Annotated in this window: 11 protein-coding genes, 1 tRNA gene and 1 pseudogene; 9 read left to right on the forward strand and 4 right to left on the reverse strand. The window is 62.6% G+C overall.

Going from position 1 to position 15,144, the window contains the following annotated elements; all coding sequences use genetic code 11:
• The 6 genes and pseudogenes from NJLHNGOC_RS05390 to NJLHNGOC_RS05420 form a co-directional block, all read left to right on the forward strand.
• Positions 1 to 851 (forward strand): annotated as a pseudogene (locus tag NJLHNGOC_RS05390) (MotA/TolQ/ExbB proton channel family protein); the annotation flags it as partial.
• 2 nt (positions 852 to 853) lie between these two features.
• Positions 854 to 1,276: an ExbD/TolR family protein gene (locus NJLHNGOC_RS05395; protein ID WP_113595478.1), complete on the forward strand. Its 423-nt coding sequence runs from the start codon at positions 854 to 856 to the stop codon at positions 1,274 to 1,276.
• A 60-nt stretch (positions 1,277 to 1,336) separates the two neighbouring features.
• On the forward strand, positions 1,337 to 1,774 hold the full coding sequence (locus NJLHNGOC_RS05400; RefSeq protein WP_113595479.1) for an ExbD/TolR family protein: 438 nt from the start codon (positions 1,337 to 1,339) through the stop codon (positions 1,772 to 1,774).
• 1,167 nt (positions 1,775 to 2,941) lie between these two features.
• The gene (locus tag NJLHNGOC_RS05410) at positions 2,942 to 5,371 is read left to right on the forward strand and encodes a TonB-dependent receptor (RefSeq protein WP_113595481.1); all 2,430 of its coding nucleotides are present in this window, start codon (positions 2,942 to 2,944) and stop codon (positions 5,369 to 5,371) included.
• 176 nt (positions 5,372 to 5,547) lie between these two features.
• On the forward strand, positions 5,548 to 6,891 hold the full coding sequence (locus NJLHNGOC_RS05415; RefSeq protein ID WP_113595592.1) for a nucleobase:cation symporter-2 family protein: 1,344 nt from the start codon (positions 5,548 to 5,550) through the stop codon (positions 6,889 to 6,891).
• On the forward strand, positions 6,888 to 7,394 hold the full coding sequence (locus NJLHNGOC_RS05420; protein ID WP_113595482.1) for a nucleoside deaminase: 507 nt from the start codon (positions 6,888 to 6,890) through the stop codon (positions 7,392 to 7,394). The genes NJLHNGOC_RS05415 and NJLHNGOC_RS05420 overlap by 4 nt, the downstream gene beginning before the upstream one ends.
• 142 nt (positions 7,395 to 7,536) lie before the next feature.
• Here the strand turns inward: NJLHNGOC_RS05420 and NJLHNGOC_RS05425 are convergent, their stop codons facing one another.
• Both NJLHNGOC_RS05425 and purD read right to left on the reverse strand, forming a co-directional pair.
• On the reverse strand, positions 7,537 to 8,922 hold the full coding sequence (locus tag NJLHNGOC_RS05425) for an MFS transporter (RefSeq protein WP_113595483.1): 1,386 nt from the start codon (positions 8,920 to 8,922) through the stop codon (positions 7,537 to 7,539).
• Between the two features lie 122 nt (positions 8,923 to 9,044).
• Positions 9,045 to 10,331 carry a phosphoribosylamine--glycine ligase gene (gene purD, locus NJLHNGOC_RS05430; RefSeq protein ID WP_113595484.1) on the reverse strand — a complete coding sequence of 429 codons (1,287 nt, stop codon included), beginning with the start codon at positions 10,329 to 10,331 and terminating at the stop codon, positions 9,045 to 9,047.
• A 64-nt stretch (positions 10,332 to 10,395) separates the two neighbouring features.
• On the opposite strand from purD, the gene xseA reads away from it, so the two are divergent.
• Both xseA and NJLHNGOC_RS05440 read left to right on the forward strand, forming a co-directional pair.
• The gene (gene xseA / locus NJLHNGOC_RS05435) at positions 10,396 to 11,856 is read left to right on the forward strand and encodes an exodeoxyribonuclease VII large subunit (protein ID WP_113595485.1); all 1,461 of its coding nucleotides are present in this window, start codon (positions 10,396 to 10,398) and stop codon (positions 11,854 to 11,856) included.
• Between the two features lie 38 nt (positions 11,857 to 11,894).
• Entirely contained in the window at positions 11,895 to 12,230 is a 336-nt protein-coding gene (locus NJLHNGOC_RS05440; RefSeq protein ID WP_165837852.1) for a BA14K family protein, read from the forward strand.
• Positions 12,231 to 12,495: 265 nt separating this feature from the next.
• Here NJLHNGOC_RS05440 and ettA read toward each other — a convergent pair whose 3' ends face one another.
• On the reverse strand, positions 12,496 to 14,175 hold the full coding sequence (gene ettA / locus NJLHNGOC_RS05445) for an energy-dependent translational throttle protein EttA (RefSeq protein ID WP_113595486.1): 1,680 nt from the start codon (positions 14,173 to 14,175) through the stop codon (positions 12,496 to 12,498).
• A gap of 97 nt (positions 14,176 to 14,272) precedes the next feature.
• Positions 14,273 to 14,346, reverse strand: a tRNA-Ile gene (locus tag NJLHNGOC_RS05450).
• Between the two features lie 269 nt (positions 14,347 to 14,615).
• Between NJLHNGOC_RS05450 and ppa the strand changes: the two genes are divergently transcribed.
• Complete coding sequence (gene ppa, locus NJLHNGOC_RS05455; RefSeq protein ID WP_113595487.1) at positions 14,616 to 15,143, forward strand: inorganic diphosphatase; 528 nt, start codon at positions 14,616 to 14,618, stop codon at positions 15,141 to 15,143.
• Position 15,144: the final 1 nt, after the last annotated feature.

Below are 15,144 nucleotides of genomic sequence, written 5' to 3' on the forward strand. Positions count from 1 at the left end.
GCCCCGGCGGCGCCTGCTGATGCGGCACCTGCCGACGCGACCGCCGCCGCCCCGGCCCCTGATGCCGCGCCGGCAGCACCCGCGCCCGCGCCGGAGGCACCGCCCGCCCCCGAAGGGAACCCGTACGGTCTGGGCGCCCTGTGGGCCAATGGCGACTTCATTGCCCGTGGCGTTCTGCTGATCATGGTGTTCATGTCGGTCGGCACCTGGTTCATCATGATCAAGAAGTTCTTTGAGCAGGCCCGTCTTTTCGCCGCGGCGAAGGACATGGCGGCGAAGTTCTGGACCAAGCCGACGATCCGTCAGGGCGCGGATGCCCTGCCCGAAAGCTCGCCCTTCCGCTATATCGCCGAAACCGGCGTGAAGGCGGCCGAACATCATGAAGGCACGATGCAGGAATCCATCGACCTGCATTCGTGGACGACGATGTCGATCCAGCGTTCGGTTGACCTGATCCAGACGCGCCTGCAGGGTGGCCTCGCCTTCCTCGGGACGGTGGGTTCGACCTCCCCGTTCGTGGGTCTGTTNCGGCACGGTCTGGGGTATCTATCACGCGCTGACGGCGATCGGCATCGCGGGTAACGCGTCGATCGACAAGGTCGCGGGTCCGGTCGGTGAATCGCTGATCATGACGGCCATCGGNTCTGGGCACCGCGGTTCCGGCGGTTCTGGGTTACAACCTGCTGGTCCGCCGCAACAAGGGCGCGATGGATCAGGTCCGTAACTTCGCTGCTGACTTGCAGTCCATCCTGCTGGGCGGTTATCGTCATGGCACCGATCCGCAGGACACGATTGCGGTTCGTCCGGACAACTCTCCTACAACGACGACTATTGACAATCGGGTGGCCTGATCATGGGAATGCAAGTTGGAGGTGGCGGCGATGAAGACGAGGTGGTGTCGGCCATCAACACCACACCGCTTGTCGACGTCATGCTGGTGCTGCTGATCATCTTTCTGATCACGATTCCAGTCGCGACGCACACCATCACGGTAAAACTGCCGATGGATGCAAACCAGCCGACCCGCACCGCGCTTGATAACGTCGTGATCGCGGTGACGTCGAAGGGACAGGCATACTGGGGGGAAACTCCCCTTACCAGCTATGCCGACCTGGAATCGCATCTGGAACATGCCGCAATGCAGAAGCCGCAGCCACAGATCCAGATCCGTGGCGACATGGCGGCCAAGTATGAGGCGGTCGGCAAGGTTATCGCGGCCTGTCAGCAGGCGGGCATCATTCATATTGACTTCATTACCGAACAGCCCCACGGCTGATCCTCGGTATCCATTCCCGGCCGGGATCATCTCCCGGCCACTATTGGGAGAATACGCGCCATGGGCATGAATGTCGGGTCCAGCAGCACGACAGAGGACGAAGGTATTGTAGATATCAATACCACGCCCCTGATTGACGTCATGCTCGTGCTGCTGATCATGCTGATCATCACCATCCCGATGCAGACCCATTCGGTTTCAATGGATCTGCCGCAGGGCAATCCGCCGCCAACCACCGAACCGGACCCGGAGGTTGATACGGTGGCGATCGATTTTGACAATACGATTACCTGGAATGGCGAGCCGGTGCCGGACGAAGCCGCGTTGCAGGCCCATTTCACCCAGGCTGCGTCCATGCCGGTCCAGCCGGAAATGCATATCCACCCCGACCGTCTGGCCAATTACAAGACGGTGGCCCATGTGCTGGCTGATGCGCAGCGTCTGGGCGTGACCAAGCTGGGTATCATCGGCAATGACCAGTTCATGGATGCGCAGTAAGGTTCCCTGATCCGGCTGCTGTAACTGTCGTGTCTGCAAAACGGCCTTTCACCTGTCCCCGGACAGTGTGAAGGGCCGTTTTGGTATTTCAGCCCGCCCATGCCGGGGAAAGTGCGGGCGGTTGCCGGTTTCGATGCGCGGCAGGACAGGCAGCATGCAACGGCGTGACGGTCACGGTCGCCTTTATGTTCGCCTGTCTGCTCTTATGGAAATGGGCCCGTCCTTTTTTTGGGATGTGCGTCGGATGCAGGAATGTGAACAGGCCACGGATATCGGGTCGCGATTCGAAACAGGATCGTGTCCATGACCATCTGGGGAATATTTCCGATTCCATGATGATTCCGGTCGGTGATGGCAATTCCTGCTGCTCTGTTTACGTGCGGAAACGTCTTTCCCGTTCAATCTGATCTCTGTCCATATGACCTTAAATTGGCAGATTCGGACGCAATATGGTTCCTGCAGGCCATGTATTCGCTGTTTTTACGAGTCAGCGGCCCGATCGGTCATGGTCGAATGAAACTCAGGACACGATCCGTGTAAGGAAAAAAGAAACACGCTGTTGCCTGTTTTGCGATGGGATGGGAGGGCGCATCCGCCCCGTGGTGAAAATAGACCGGTTTTCTCCACGTCATGGAGGATCATGGCCTGCAAACACAGTAAAAACAGACTTATAAATCCGCCGATTCCGGGGCTGTCTTTTCGATCGGGATTGATCGGAAAAATATCCGCCGTCCCGTATCGCGCCGGTTCGCCGACCATGCGGGTACATGAACAGCCTGTTGCCTTTTTTACCCTTTCCCCCTGTCTCCCATTTCCTTTACCTCAACAAGAGGTTCGCAGGTATTCGATCCCATCATGTGTCAGGTCACCGGATGCGCGGCGCCCGCGCAGTACCGGGGCATGATAACGGGGAATGCCCGTTGGATGGCCGGCTGGATGGAAAACCTCGGGGGAGGTGCGGGTCCTGCAAACCGGTTCGGGAAAGTAACGTTGTTCGGGGGGACGGATGAAGATTACGCTGAAATACGGTGTCTTGCCAAAGCCAGTCATGTTGTCGGCCGTTGTCCTGACCGCGTCACGCAATCGGGGGCACTGGCCCCTGCACAGGGTGGCATCGCGATGAATGGTGGGTCATTACGCATCCGCGTGAGGGGGGACAGGGGCATTATGGAAAAATATCGAACAGGGCTGCGCGCGCGTCTGTGTGCGGTATCGTGTCTTGTCGGGACGGGACTTGTATCGGCGGGGATGCTGGAGGGAGCGCATGCGGCAACGCCTGTATCCGCCACCACGACTTCCACGTCGCATCGCACCGTGGCTCATGCGCCGTCGCATGCCCGTCGCGCAACGGGCACCCGTCCGGCCGCCGCCAGGACGGCGGCACCGGCCGCGACGATACCCGATACCCCTGAGGTCATCCGCGTTTCGCGCGCCCGTGACGCCAACGATGGTGGCGGCGGCATGATGCGTCTGGAGACCGCGCCGCATGCGGTCCAGACGGTGGGCAAGCAGTATATCGAAATGCGCAGCCCCACCAGCACGGGGCTGGACCTGGTCAAGAACCTGCCGAGCCTGAATGTGACCACCCCGGATGCAGAGGGGATGGAGGGCGGTCAGATTCAGGTGCGTGGCCTGACCGATCTGGACATGGGCCTGATGCTGGATGGCGCGCCGGCGGCGGCGGCGAAATATCTGGCGGAAAACATCGATTCCGAAGACCTCGACAGTGTGGAGGTCACGCCCGGCAGCGCGGGCACGGACCTGCCGGTCATGTCGGCGGCAGGTGGCGTCATGAATGAAAAATCGCACATCGCGTCGCACAAGGCGGGCGGCATGACGGATTTTTCGTATGGCACGAACAACATGTCGCGTGAGTTCATCCGTCTGGAAAGCGGCGATATCGGCAAGACGGGCCTGCGCAGCTATTTCTCGTTTTCCAACACGCATGCGCGTTCATGGATGGGATCGGGCATCAACCAGCGCAGGCATATCGATTTCGGATTGCAGAAGGACTGGGAAAACGGTTCGACCGCGCGCCTGTTCCTGTCGTGGAATTACGAGGATTTCACGATCGATTCCTATCCCGATGCGACCGCGTTCTACAATTACAAGCATACGGGCGAGGGATATGGACGCAATTCCGATCCCAGCAGCGACAATTACTGGAAAAACAATAACGACCACTGGAACCAGATATTCCTGACCGCGCCGATCCATGTGGTGCTGCCGTCGCGATTCAGCCTGGACCTGCAGCCATATTTCAGTTTCGGACAGGGATGGGACGGATCGCCCGGCGGCACGACCGCGGCCGATGGATCCTATAGCACCCTGTTCGGGAATTCGACGGCCTATTACGGAAATGGCACGATCGCCAGCAACCAGAACCTGACCAACTACTTCCTCCAGAACGAGGTGCGGCAGGTCGGCGCGGTGGCCAAGCTGAATTACCAGGTCGATCAGCATAACCATCTGTCGCTGGGTTACTGGTATGAAAATGCCCAGACCATCCAGTCCTATCCGCTCAGCGCCACGATGGCGAACGGTGCTGATCCCAGCCCCAACTGGTCGCAGTACCAGATCAACGGCAACGAAGTGTTCGGCCAGACGGCGGGATATGAGCTTCATTCCCTGTTCGTTCAGGACACGGCGAAGTATTTCAACGACAAGCTGACGATCCATGCGGGCTTCAAGTTCGTGATGTCCAACGCATGGAACAAGCAGTGGATGAACCACAGCTCCAACTATACCGGCGCGCGGACCGAGGCGAACACGACCGAACCGCTGCCGCAGCTGTCGATCGGTTACCAGTTCAACGAGCATCACCAGATCTATGTCAACGCCGAGGGCGATTACCGTGAGCCGAGCGCCGTTGACCTTGGCTGGACCACGCCGGGTTCGAAGATGCTGAAGAACCAGTATTCCATCAAGGAAGAGCTGGGATACCGTTACCACGACAAGTACGTCATGGTTGACCTTGCGCTGTTCAATTACAACGTGACCAACCGTATCCTTGACACCTATATCGGCGCGAACCAGTACGCCCCGATCGAGGGCGGCAACCAGACCATGCGTGGCTTTGACGTCATGGTGGCGGGCCGGTCCTATTACGGCTTCAGCCCCTATGCCTCGTTCGAGTACCTGCATGCGACGCAGGATTCGAACGTGACCGATGGCAATGGCAACCTGATCCGGGCAAAAGGGCAGCAGGCGATCATGGCGCCGCATGTCATGGCGAACTTTGGCCTGACGTACAAATACCGGGGCTTCTTCGCGAATGCGAGCGTGCATTACACCGGCCCGCAGTCGGTGGCGCTGGATAACAGCGAGCGCATCCCCGGCTATGTCACCGATACGCTGTCGCTGGGCTATCACTTCAAGCCCTTCATGTATGCGAAATCCCCGACATTCCGCCTGAACTTCTCCAACCTGACGGGATCGATCGTGCGCACCGGTGCGATGGGCGCGATCTATTCCGCGGGGAACCAGGGTGGATACAACGTCTATTACGGCGGTGCCGCGGGACGCAGCGCGAATGGCAACTCCTTCATGGTGGAGCCGCGCTTTACCATGACGGGAACGATTTCGACCTCTTTCTGAGGATGACGACCTGCCGCATCCCTGCGATGTGGCAGGCCATTCCATGACTGGCGACCGCCGGTACCAACATTGCCGGTACCAGCCATGTCGCCGCAGCCGACATATCCTGTCCATCAGGCATCGCACCCATTGCGGGCAGGTCGTATTTTACCGTGATGCTGAAAGCAGGGATCACCATGCAGCACCGTAAACCCGATCCGGTTGATGAAGTCCTTCCGCTGGGCATACTGTTTACTTTCGGGCTGCAGCACGCGCTGGTGATGTATTCGGGCACCGTGGCCGTTCCCCTGATTTTCAGCGTGACGCTGGGTCTGGACATGAACCAGACGATTACCCTGATCAATTCGGGACTGATGACGTCGGGCATCGCCACGATCATCCAGACGGTCGGGATCGGCAGGATCGGCTCACGTCTGCCGATCGTGCAGGGATCTTCCTTCGTGACGTTGGCCTCCATGATCATGATTGGAAAATCCTATGGGAACAGCGCGATTTTTGGCGCCATCATCGGGGCGGGGGGATGTACGCTCCTGCTGGCGCCGGCGCTGGGGCGGCTGATGCGGTTTTTCCCGCCGGTGGCGATCGGCTGCCTGCTGACGGTCATCGGCCTGACCCTGATCCCGGTCGCGGGGGTATGGCTGGGGGGCGGGACGCCATCGGACCCGGGGTTCGGTGCGCCCGCCAATCTCGTGCTTGGTGGCGTGACGATGGCGGTGACACTTGCGGTCTATGCCGGGTTTTCGGGTTTTATCTCCAACATCAGCGTGCTGCTTGGCCTGGTGGTGGGCAGCATCGTGGCGATTGCCTGCGGGATGGGCCATTTCCAGGCCGTGCATGACGCGCCGTGGTTCGCCCTGAGCATGCCGATGGCCTTTGGCGTGCCGACCTTTCACGTCATGCCCATCATCATCATGACGCTGACGATGCTGGTGATCCTTGCCGAAACGACGGGCAACTGCATCGCTGTGGGCCGCATCATCGACCGCCGGGTGGACGAGGATACGCTGATCGCCGCCTTTCGCGCCGATGGGCTGTCCACCATGCTGGGCGGTATTTTCAACAGCTTCCCCTATAACGCCTTTACGCAGAATACCGGCCTGATCGCGATGACGGATATCAAAAGCCGCTTTGTCGTGGCGGCCGCGGGCGTCGTGCTGATCCTGCTGGGCCTGTTTCCCAAACTGGGGGCGATGATCGCGGCGATGCCCGCGCCGGTTCTGGGGGGCTGCGCGCTGGTGATGTTCGGCATGACGGCGGTGGGGGGCATCCGTGAACTGTCGCACGTGCGCTTTGCCGGGACCCGCAACGGCATGATCGCGGCGGTGTCCATGGGGCTTGGCATGCTGCCGATGTCGTGCCCCACCCTGTTCGCCCACACCAGCGGCGTCACGCGGCTGTTTCTGGGCAATGGGGTATTCCTGTGCGTCTGTTCGGCCGTGCTCCTCAATCTGGTGATCGGGGAGCGGATTCCCACGCTGGAGGAAGAGCTCGATCCCGACAACGCGCAGCAGCTTTCATGAACGCAGGCGACCTGTCCGCGCGGGACATGGCGTTGCTGCGGCAGGCGATCGCCCTGTCCGAACGTGCCCGCGCCATGGGGCGGCATCCGTTTGGCGCGCTGGTCGCGGATGCGGACGGGCGTGTTGTCACCCGTGCCATCAATGACTCCGTGCCGCCAGGCGGCGATCCGACGCGTCATGCCGAACTGGTCGCGGTGGCTGCCGCCGCGCGGCGGATGACGCCCGATGAACTGGCGGCCTGCACGTTATACAGCAGCGCCGAGCCCTGCTGCATGTGCGCGGGCGCCGTTTACTGGACCGGGATCGGCCGTGTCGTCTATGCCCTGTCGGAACATGGCCTTCTGCTCCGCACGGGGGATCACCCGGAAAACCCGACCTTTTCCCTGCCATGCCGTGAGGTCTTCGCCCGGGGACAGCGACAGGTCAGCGTCGTCGGTCCCGTGCTGGAGGACGAAGCCGGGCGCGCGCATGCTGGGTTCTGGACCCGCGCCACGGGCCCATGAGGTGACGCACGAAGCTGCTGGAAACAGCCTGTTGATAAAAAACAAAGGTTTTTTGGTGAAGCTTTTTGCAAAAAGCTTCGATGGATGTCGCCATTTCAGATGAAAGGCGACACCAAAAAACCTTTATGATTTCAGGACATCATCAGGCCTGTTCGTCCTGCCCCGAAAACAGCCGCGACGCGCTGAGCAGCATGCCGAGGAAGGCAACGACGCATGCGAACTGCAGGCATCGCATGGATGGCTGCCACGCGATCAGGCCAAATGTCATCGCCACCAGCATCGCCCCCGTCGCCTGTCCGCACTGGCGGGAGACCTGAACCATGCCGCTGGCGCTGCCGGAACGTCCGGCCGGCGCCGTCACCATCATGATGCGGTTGTTGGGAGGCTGGAAAATGCCGAATCCCATGCCCGCCAGCCCCACCCGCCAGACAATGTCGAACCAGTGCGGCGCGGCGGGCAGCATGTACAGCGCAAGAAAGCCCATCGAGGTCGTGAACAGCCCGATCGACGACAGGATCGTCGCCGGGACCTGATCGCTCAGCCTGCTGATGACGGGTGCTACCAGCATGATGCCCACCGGCCATGGCGTCATCAGCAGCCCGACCACCGCGGGCGGACAATGGAACAGGTTCTGCAGCGTGAAGGGGAAGGAGACCATGAACAGGTTGGAGGAGACAAAGGCGAGGAACCCGATGCTGACCCCCGTGCGGAAAGGCGGGATGCGCAGCATGTCGACGGGGAACATGGGATGGGCCTGCCCCTTCTGCCGCCGGACCAGCAGCCAGCCCGACACGATGCCGGTCAGGGCAAAGGCGCAGACCTGCAGGGCACTGGCATGGTGTGCTATGGAATCGCCCGCCAGGATGATCGCGCCAAAGGCGAGGGCGTTGAGGATCGCGCTGGCCCCGTCGAACGTCCCCTCCTGCGTGGGGGTGCGCGGCAGGGACATCAGCGCCAGTACCAGCGCGGCAAGGCCCAGCGGGATATTGATGTAAAACAGCCATGGCCATGTCGCCACCGACAGGATGATGGACGCCACCGTCGGTCCCGCCCCGACGCCAAGGGCGACCATGACGCCGTTCAGGGCGATGCCGCGCCCGATGATTTCATGGGGATAGATGAAACGGATCAGCGCGATGCTGACGCTCATGATGCATGCGCCGCCGATGCCCTGCACCGCGCGTGACAGCGACAGCGCCAGCAGGGAGTGCGACAGCCCGCAGAACAGGGAGGAGACGATGAACAGCACCAGCCCGATCTGGCACAGCCGCCCGAACCCGATCCGCGCGCCCAGCGCCGCCGTGGGCAGCAGCGCGATCACGCTGGCCAGCTGGTACGAATTGATGATCCACACCGCCGACGCGGCCGAAATGTGCAGGTCCGCCCCGATGGTCGGCAGTGCCACGTTGGCGATGGCGTAATCCAGCAGCGCCAGCAGGACCGACAGCGCGACCGCGCACATCGCCTGTATCCGGGCCGCGCCATGCAGGCCCTCTCCTTCGATCAGTATCTTTTTATCGCGGGGCATGACATGTCGCTATTCTGGGCGTCGGATTCTGGGCGCCGGCGGGCCGGGAGCGGGACGTTCGTGGAAGGACGTGGCGGGGAGCCGCGATGCGATTGAGGCATCGCGGAACAGGAAAGGCCCCGTCAGGTGCCGGCCATGCGTTCCAGCGCGCGCGTGCCGATGTCATGGCGCCAGATCGCGTCTTGCCAGCGGATCGCGCCCACCCCGGCATAGGCGCGTTCGCGTGCCTGTTCCAGCGTGTCGCCGGTGGCGCAGACCGCCAGCACCCGCCCGCCTGCCGCGACCAGCCGCCCTTCGGCATCAAGGCGCGTGCCCGCCAGGAACACCCGCACGCCCGGCATCTCTTCCGCCGTCGCGATCCCTTCGATCACGCCCCCGGTCACCGGCCTGCCCGGATAGCCGCGCGCGGCCATGACCACGCTGATGGAGGCTTCGTCGGAAAAGCGGATGTCCGCTTCCGCCAGCCTGTTGTGCGCAACGGCGGCCAGGGCGGCCAGCAGGTCACTTTGCAGGCGGATCAGCAGGGCCTGTGCTTCGGGATCGCCCAGCCGCACATTATATTCGATCAGCTTTTCACCCGCGGGCGTAAGCATCAGCCCGGCAAAGATGATGCCGTGGAACGGCGTGCCGCGCCGCGCCATCTCGCGCAACATGGGACGCACCATCGTATCCAGCGCCGCCTCCTGCCGCGTGCGGTCAAAGCCGGTGGGCGGGGAAACTGCGCCCATGCCGCCGGTGTTGGGGCCGGTATCGCCATCGCCAATCCGTTTGTGGTCCTGCGCCGCGCCGATCAGCACCGCGTCCTCGCCCGCGCAGAAGGCGAAAAGCGAGACCTCGTCGCCCACCAGGCATTCCTCGATCACCACCGTGCGCCCGGCATCGCCCATCGTGGCGTCGGTCATCAGGTCACGGATGGCGGTTTCGGCTTCGTCCAGGTCCTGCGCGACGATCACGCCCTTGCCCGCCGCAAGGCCGTCGGCCTTGACCACGATCGGCGCGCTCGTGGCCCGCACATGCGCCAGCGCGTCGGCGGCATTGTCGAAGCGTGCCCAGCGCGCGGTGGGAATGCCCGCGGCGTCGCAGATTTCCTTGGTGAAGGTCTTGCTGCCCTCCAGCTCCGCCGCCGCGCGCGATGGCCCCGCGCAGGCGATGCCGGCCTGCGCGCAGGCATCGGCCAGCCCGGCCACCAGCGGGGCCTCTGGTCCGGGGACCACAAGGTCGATGCGTTCATCGCGCGCAAGTTTGATCAGGCCCGCCACATCGTCCGCGCGGACGTTGCAATTGGTGCCCAGCGCGGCGGTGCCGGGGTTGCCCGGCGCGATGAACAGCGCATCCAGCAGGGGTGAACGGGCAATCGCCGCTGCCATGGCATGTTCACGCCCCCCCGATCCGACCAGCAGCACCCGCATGAATCAATTCTCCTGTTTGCAATCCGCCCTTTCGGGATGCGCGTCTCTATCATACCTTCGGGGCATGCATGAACCCAGCTTCCCACCCGGCGCGCCCGGCGCCAGCAATATAGCGGAATATTCCGTATCCGAAATATCGGGTGCGATCCGGAGCACGCTTGAAAATACCTTCGGACGTATCCGTGTGCGCGGCGAAATCACGGAATTCAAGCGATATTCATCCGGCCACCTCTATTTCTCCCTCAAGGACGAGAAGGGGAAGCTGTCGTCCGTCGTCTGGCGTGGCAGCGTCTCGCGCCTTGGGCTGAAGCCGGAAAACGGGGTGGAGGTCATCGCCACGGGCAAGATTTCCTCCTATGGGGAGCGTTCGTCCTACCAGATGGTGATCGACCGTCTGGAATATGCGGGCGAAGGCGCGCTTCTGGCGCGGATCGAACGCCTGCGCCTGCGTCTGGGGGAGGAAGGGCTGTTCGATGCGGAACGCAAGCGTCCGCTGCCCTTCCTGCCGCGTGTCATCGGGGTGGTGACATCGGCGCAGGGCGCGGTGCTGCATGATATCCGCACCACCATTGCCCGCCGTTTCCCGCGCGACCTGCTGGTCTGGCCCGTGCCGGTGCAGGGGGAGGGGGCGGCCCAGCGCATTGCCGAGGCGGTGGCGGGATTCGACCGGATCGATGGACGATCGGGGCTGGCGCGGCCGGATGTCCTGATCGTGGCGCGTGGGGGCGGCTCGCTCGAGGACCTGATGGCCTTCAACGACGAATCCGTGCTGCGCGCGGTGGCGGCATGCACCATTCCGGTCATTTCGGCGGTCGGGCACGAAACGGATACGACGCTGGTGGATTTCGTATCTGACCGGCGCGCGCCGACCCCCACGGCGGCGGCGGAAATGGCCGTGCCGGTCCGTGCGGAGCTGGAGGCCGACCTGACCCATCGCATGGCGCGCCTGTCGAACGGGCTGGAACGCGTGCTCCAGCTTGGGCGTGCGCGGCTGGCACGGGCGGCGGCGGGACTGCCGGACCTGCCCTCGCTGCTGGAAACCGCGCGCATCCGTCTGGACGATCGCAGCTATCGCCTTGATATGGCGCTGCCCGCCCTGCTGGAACGGCGGCGCGCCCGGCTTCAGGCGGCATGTGACCGCCTGCCGACGCCCGCCACGATCATCGCGCTGAAACGCTCCGGCCTGATGCTGGTATCTGCAGGCCTGACACGCGGGGGGCCGCAATACCTGCGGGACCGGCGCAACCGGGTCGGCTCGCTGCGTCCGTCCGCGTCCGCCGTGCTGGCGCTGCTGCGTGAACAGCGCGCCCGCGTCCAGGGGGAAGGCGGACGGCTGGAGTCCCTGTCGCCACGCGCGGTGCTGGAACGTGGCTATGTGCTGGTGCGCGACCGTGGGGGCCGGCCGCTGACGCAGGCGGCGGAAGTCCGCCCCGGTGCGCAGGTCATCATGACCTTTGTCGATGGGGAGGTCACCGCCCGCGCCGAGCGTGATACACGGAGCATGCAGGGACGTCTGGACCTGTGACAGAAAAGGAAAGAGCAGTGCCGGGGAAGAGCGTGAACATGAAACAGCGCGGGGCGGGGCGTGTCCTGACGGGCATGCTGGCGTGTGCGGCATCCGTCGGCCTGCTGTCGGCCTGCGCACCGCATCACCACCCGGCGCCGGCGACGCCACCCGTGGCGGCGACCTCCCCGTCGGAACCCGTGCTGGTGAACGATCCGTCCGCGCCTGCGGACACGCCGTTATGCGGCCATGCCGCGCGGGAGGCCAACGCCATTGGTGCGTCGATCCATCCCGACATCACCTCCTTGCGGAGCAGTTGCGCGGCCAATGCCTGTTTCGACCCGCAGACCGGGACCTATATCGGGGCGGATGGCAATCGCCATGTCTGCCGATAGGACGAAGGGGTAATGGACCGGCCTCTGACGGGAATGACAGGAGGCTGATTGAACAGGCAGGTTCAATAACATTCTGAAATCATAAAGGTTTTTGGTGAATCTTGTTGCAAAAAGCTTCGTAGGACGTCGCCTTTTTTCAAAAAGGCGACACCCAAAAACTTTTATCAGCAGGCTGTTTGCAGACGGTTCCTGATCGTTTTCCCCTTGTCGGTAACGTGCAAGGGACGCCAGCGACAGGGACATGCTGCCCCTGCCGCGCAGGCGATCAGCGTTCGATCGGGCGGTACTTGATGCGGCCCGGTTCGGTGGCGTCCGGCCCGAGGCGGCGGCGCTTGTCCTCTTCATAGGCCTGGAAGTTGCCTTCGAACCATTCGACATGGCTGTCGCCCTCAAAGGCGAGGATATGGGTCGCAAGCCGGTCGAGGAACCAGCGGTCATGGCTGATGATGACAGCGCAGCCCGCGAATTCCGCCAGTGCTTCCTCAAGCGCGCGCAGCGTATCGACGTCAAGGTCGTTGGTCGGTTCGTCAAGCAGGATGACGTTGCTTTCCTGCCGCAGCATTTTGGCAAGGTGGACGCGGTTGCGCTCACCCCCCGACAGGACGCCGACCTTCTTCTGCTGGTCCGGCCCCTTGAAGTTGAAGGCCCCGACATAGGCGCGTGACGGCACCGCGCGCTTGCCCAGATAGATGACATCCGTGCCGCCGGAAATCTCTTCCCACACGGTCTTGTTGTCATCGAGGCTGAAGCGGGACTGATCGACATAGCCCAGCTTGACCGTATCGCCGATCTTCAGTTCGCCGCCATCGGGCTGTTCCTGGCCCATGATCATCTTGAACAGCGTGGACTTGCCCGCGCCGTTCGGCCCGATCACGCCCACGATGCCACCCGGCGGCAGCTTGAAATTGAGGTCGTCGATCAGCAGGCGGTTGCCAAAGCCCTTGCGCAGGTGCTCCGCCTCGATCACCGTGCTGCCCAGGCGCGGGCCGGGCGGGATGACGATGTCGGCAACGCCGGTCGCCTTCTCCCCGCTCTGGGCCAGCATTTCCTCGTAACGCGCGATACGCGACTTGCTTTTCGCCTGGCGGGCCTTGGGGGAGGATCCGATCCATTCCTGTTCGGCGGCCAGGGCGCGCTGACGCGCGCTTTCCTCTTTTTCTTCCTGCGCCAGACGCTTGCGCTTCTGCGTCAGCCACGAGGAATAGTTGCCCTCGAACGGATAGCCGCGGCCGCGTTCGATTTCGAGGATCCAGTTGGTCACGTTGTCGAGGAAGTAACGGTCATGGGTGATGACCATGACGGTGCCTTCGTAATCGCGCAGGGTCTTTTCCAGCCACGAGACGCTTTCGGCATCAAGGTGGTTGGTCGGTTCGTCAAGCAGCAGCAGGTCCGGCTTTTCCAGCAGCAGGCGGCACAGCGCGACGCGGCGGCGTTCACCGCCCGACAGCTTGTCCACCGGGCTGTCCGCCGGCGGGCAGCGCAGCGCCTCGAGCGCGATTTCAAGCTTGCGGTCGAGTTCCCACCCGTCGCCCGCATCGATGACTTCCTGCAGTTCCGCCTGTTCGGCGAGCAGGGTGTTCATCTCCTCGTCGGACATGGGCTCGGCGAACTTCATCGAAATCTCGTTGAAGCGGTCAACCGCCTTTTTCAGCTCCCCGAAGCCCTGGGCGACGTTCTCGCCCACCGTCAGCTTCTCGTCGAGCTTGGGTTCCTGCTCGAGATAGCCGATGGTCGCGCCCTCGGCGGCCCAGGCCTCGCCACCGAATTCCTTTTCGATGCCCGCCATGATTTTCAGCAGCGTGGACTTGCCCGCGCCGTTGACACCAAGGACACCGATCTTGGCGCCGGGCAGGAAGGACAGGGTGATGCCCTTGAAGACCTCGCGCCCACCCGGATACGCCTTGGTCAGGTCCTTCATCACATAGACATATTGCGTGGCGGCCATGACGGTCAGGCTCCCGAAAGCTGAAGGATATAGGAATGTGCAAGGAACATGGTTGATGGCCCCTACGGCAAAGGGCCGCGTTCGTGCAACATGGGCCTGCGCCCGGCAGGACTTGAACCCGCAACCAAGCCGTTATGAGCGGCCCGCTCTAACCAATTGAGCTACGGGCGCGCAGGCAGGCCCTGATTCGCGCATGTGCGATCTTTTTGCAAGATGCCACGAACATCGGTTATGCCGAATTTACATCTTTTTTCATGCAAAACCCCCTCACGGCAAAGATGACATATGTGTAACGTCCATGATCTGCCTCATGTCCGGGGGGCCGCATTGACGGTATCGGGCAGGGCAGGACGCGCGCAACAGCGGGGATGATACCCCGCCGCTGCACGCGTGGATGTTGAGTGTAACAGAACAATCCTTTGCATGGCAGGAGCCATAAAGTGGACGTATCCAAGATTTCCCCGGGCAAGGACGTGCCCAACGACATCAACGTTGTCATCGAGATCCCGCAGGGATCCGGCGTGAAATACGAAATCGACAAGGACAGCGGTGCGATCGTCGTGGACCGTATCCTGTTCACGCCCATGGTGTATCCCGCGGCATACGGTTTCATCCCCAACACGCTGGCCGCTGATGGCGACCCGACCGACGCGCTGGTGCTGCTGCCTGCCGCCGTGGTGCCCGGCTGCGTCGTGCGCGCGCGTCCCATCGGCATGCTGAAGATGGAAGACGAAAGCGGTCAGGACGAAAAGATCGTCTGCGTCCCCCATGACAAGGTGCATCCGTACTATTCCAAGGTCGAGAAGCTTGAGGACCTGCCCGAGATCACCCTGAAGGAGATCGAGCATTTCTTCACCCGCTACAAGGACCTTGAAAAGGGCAAGTGGGTGAAGGTGTCCGGATGGGCCGGCAAGGAAGAAGCCGGCAAGGTCATCATGGACTCCGTCGAAGCCATCAAGAAGAAATGAG

This window comes from Novacetimonas cocois, from assembly GCF_003311635.1.
Classification (GTDB): Bacteria; Pseudomonadota; Alphaproteobacteria; order Acetobacterales; family Acetobacteraceae; genus Novacetimonas; species Novacetimonas cocois.

Coding starts and splice junctions, on each gene's coding strand:
- NJLHNGOC_RS05440 (WP_165837852.1), top strand. CDS start 11,895: ATGAAACAGCGCGGGGCGGGGCGTGTCCTGACGGGCATGCTGGCGTGT.
- NJLHNGOC_RS05415 (WP_113595592.1), top strand. CDS start 5,548: ATGCAGCACCGTAAACCCGATCCGGTTGATGAAGTCCTTCCGCTGGGC.
- purD (WP_113595484.1), bottom strand. CDS start 10,331: ATGCGGGTGCTGCTGGTCGGATCGGGGGGGCGTGAACATGCCATGGCA.
- xseA (WP_113595485.1), top strand. CDS start 10,396: ATGCATGAACCCAGCTTCCCACCCGGCGCGCCCGGCGCCAGCAATATA.
- NJLHNGOC_RS05425 (WP_113595483.1), bottom strand. CDS start 8,922: ATGCCCCGCGATAAAAAGATACTGATCGAAGGAGAGGGCCTGCATGGC.
- NJLHNGOC_RS05420 (WP_113595482.1), top strand. CDS start 6,888: ATGAACGCAGGCGACCTGTCCGCGCGGGACATGGCGTTGCTGCGGCAG.
- NJLHNGOC_RS05395 (WP_113595478.1), top strand. CDS start 854: ATGGGAATGCAAGTTGGAGGTGGCGGCGATGAAGACGAGGTGGTGTCG.
- NJLHNGOC_RS05410 (WP_113595481.1), top strand. CDS start 2,942: ATGGAAAAATATCGAACAGGGCTGCGCGCGCGTCTGTGTGCGGTATCG.
- ettA (WP_113595486.1), bottom strand. CDS start 14,175: ATGGCCGCCACGCAATATGTCTATGTGATGAAGGACCTGACCAAGGCG.
- NJLHNGOC_RS05400 (WP_113595479.1), top strand. CDS start 1,337: ATGGGCATGAATGTCGGGTCCAGCAGCACGACAGAGGACGAAGGTATT.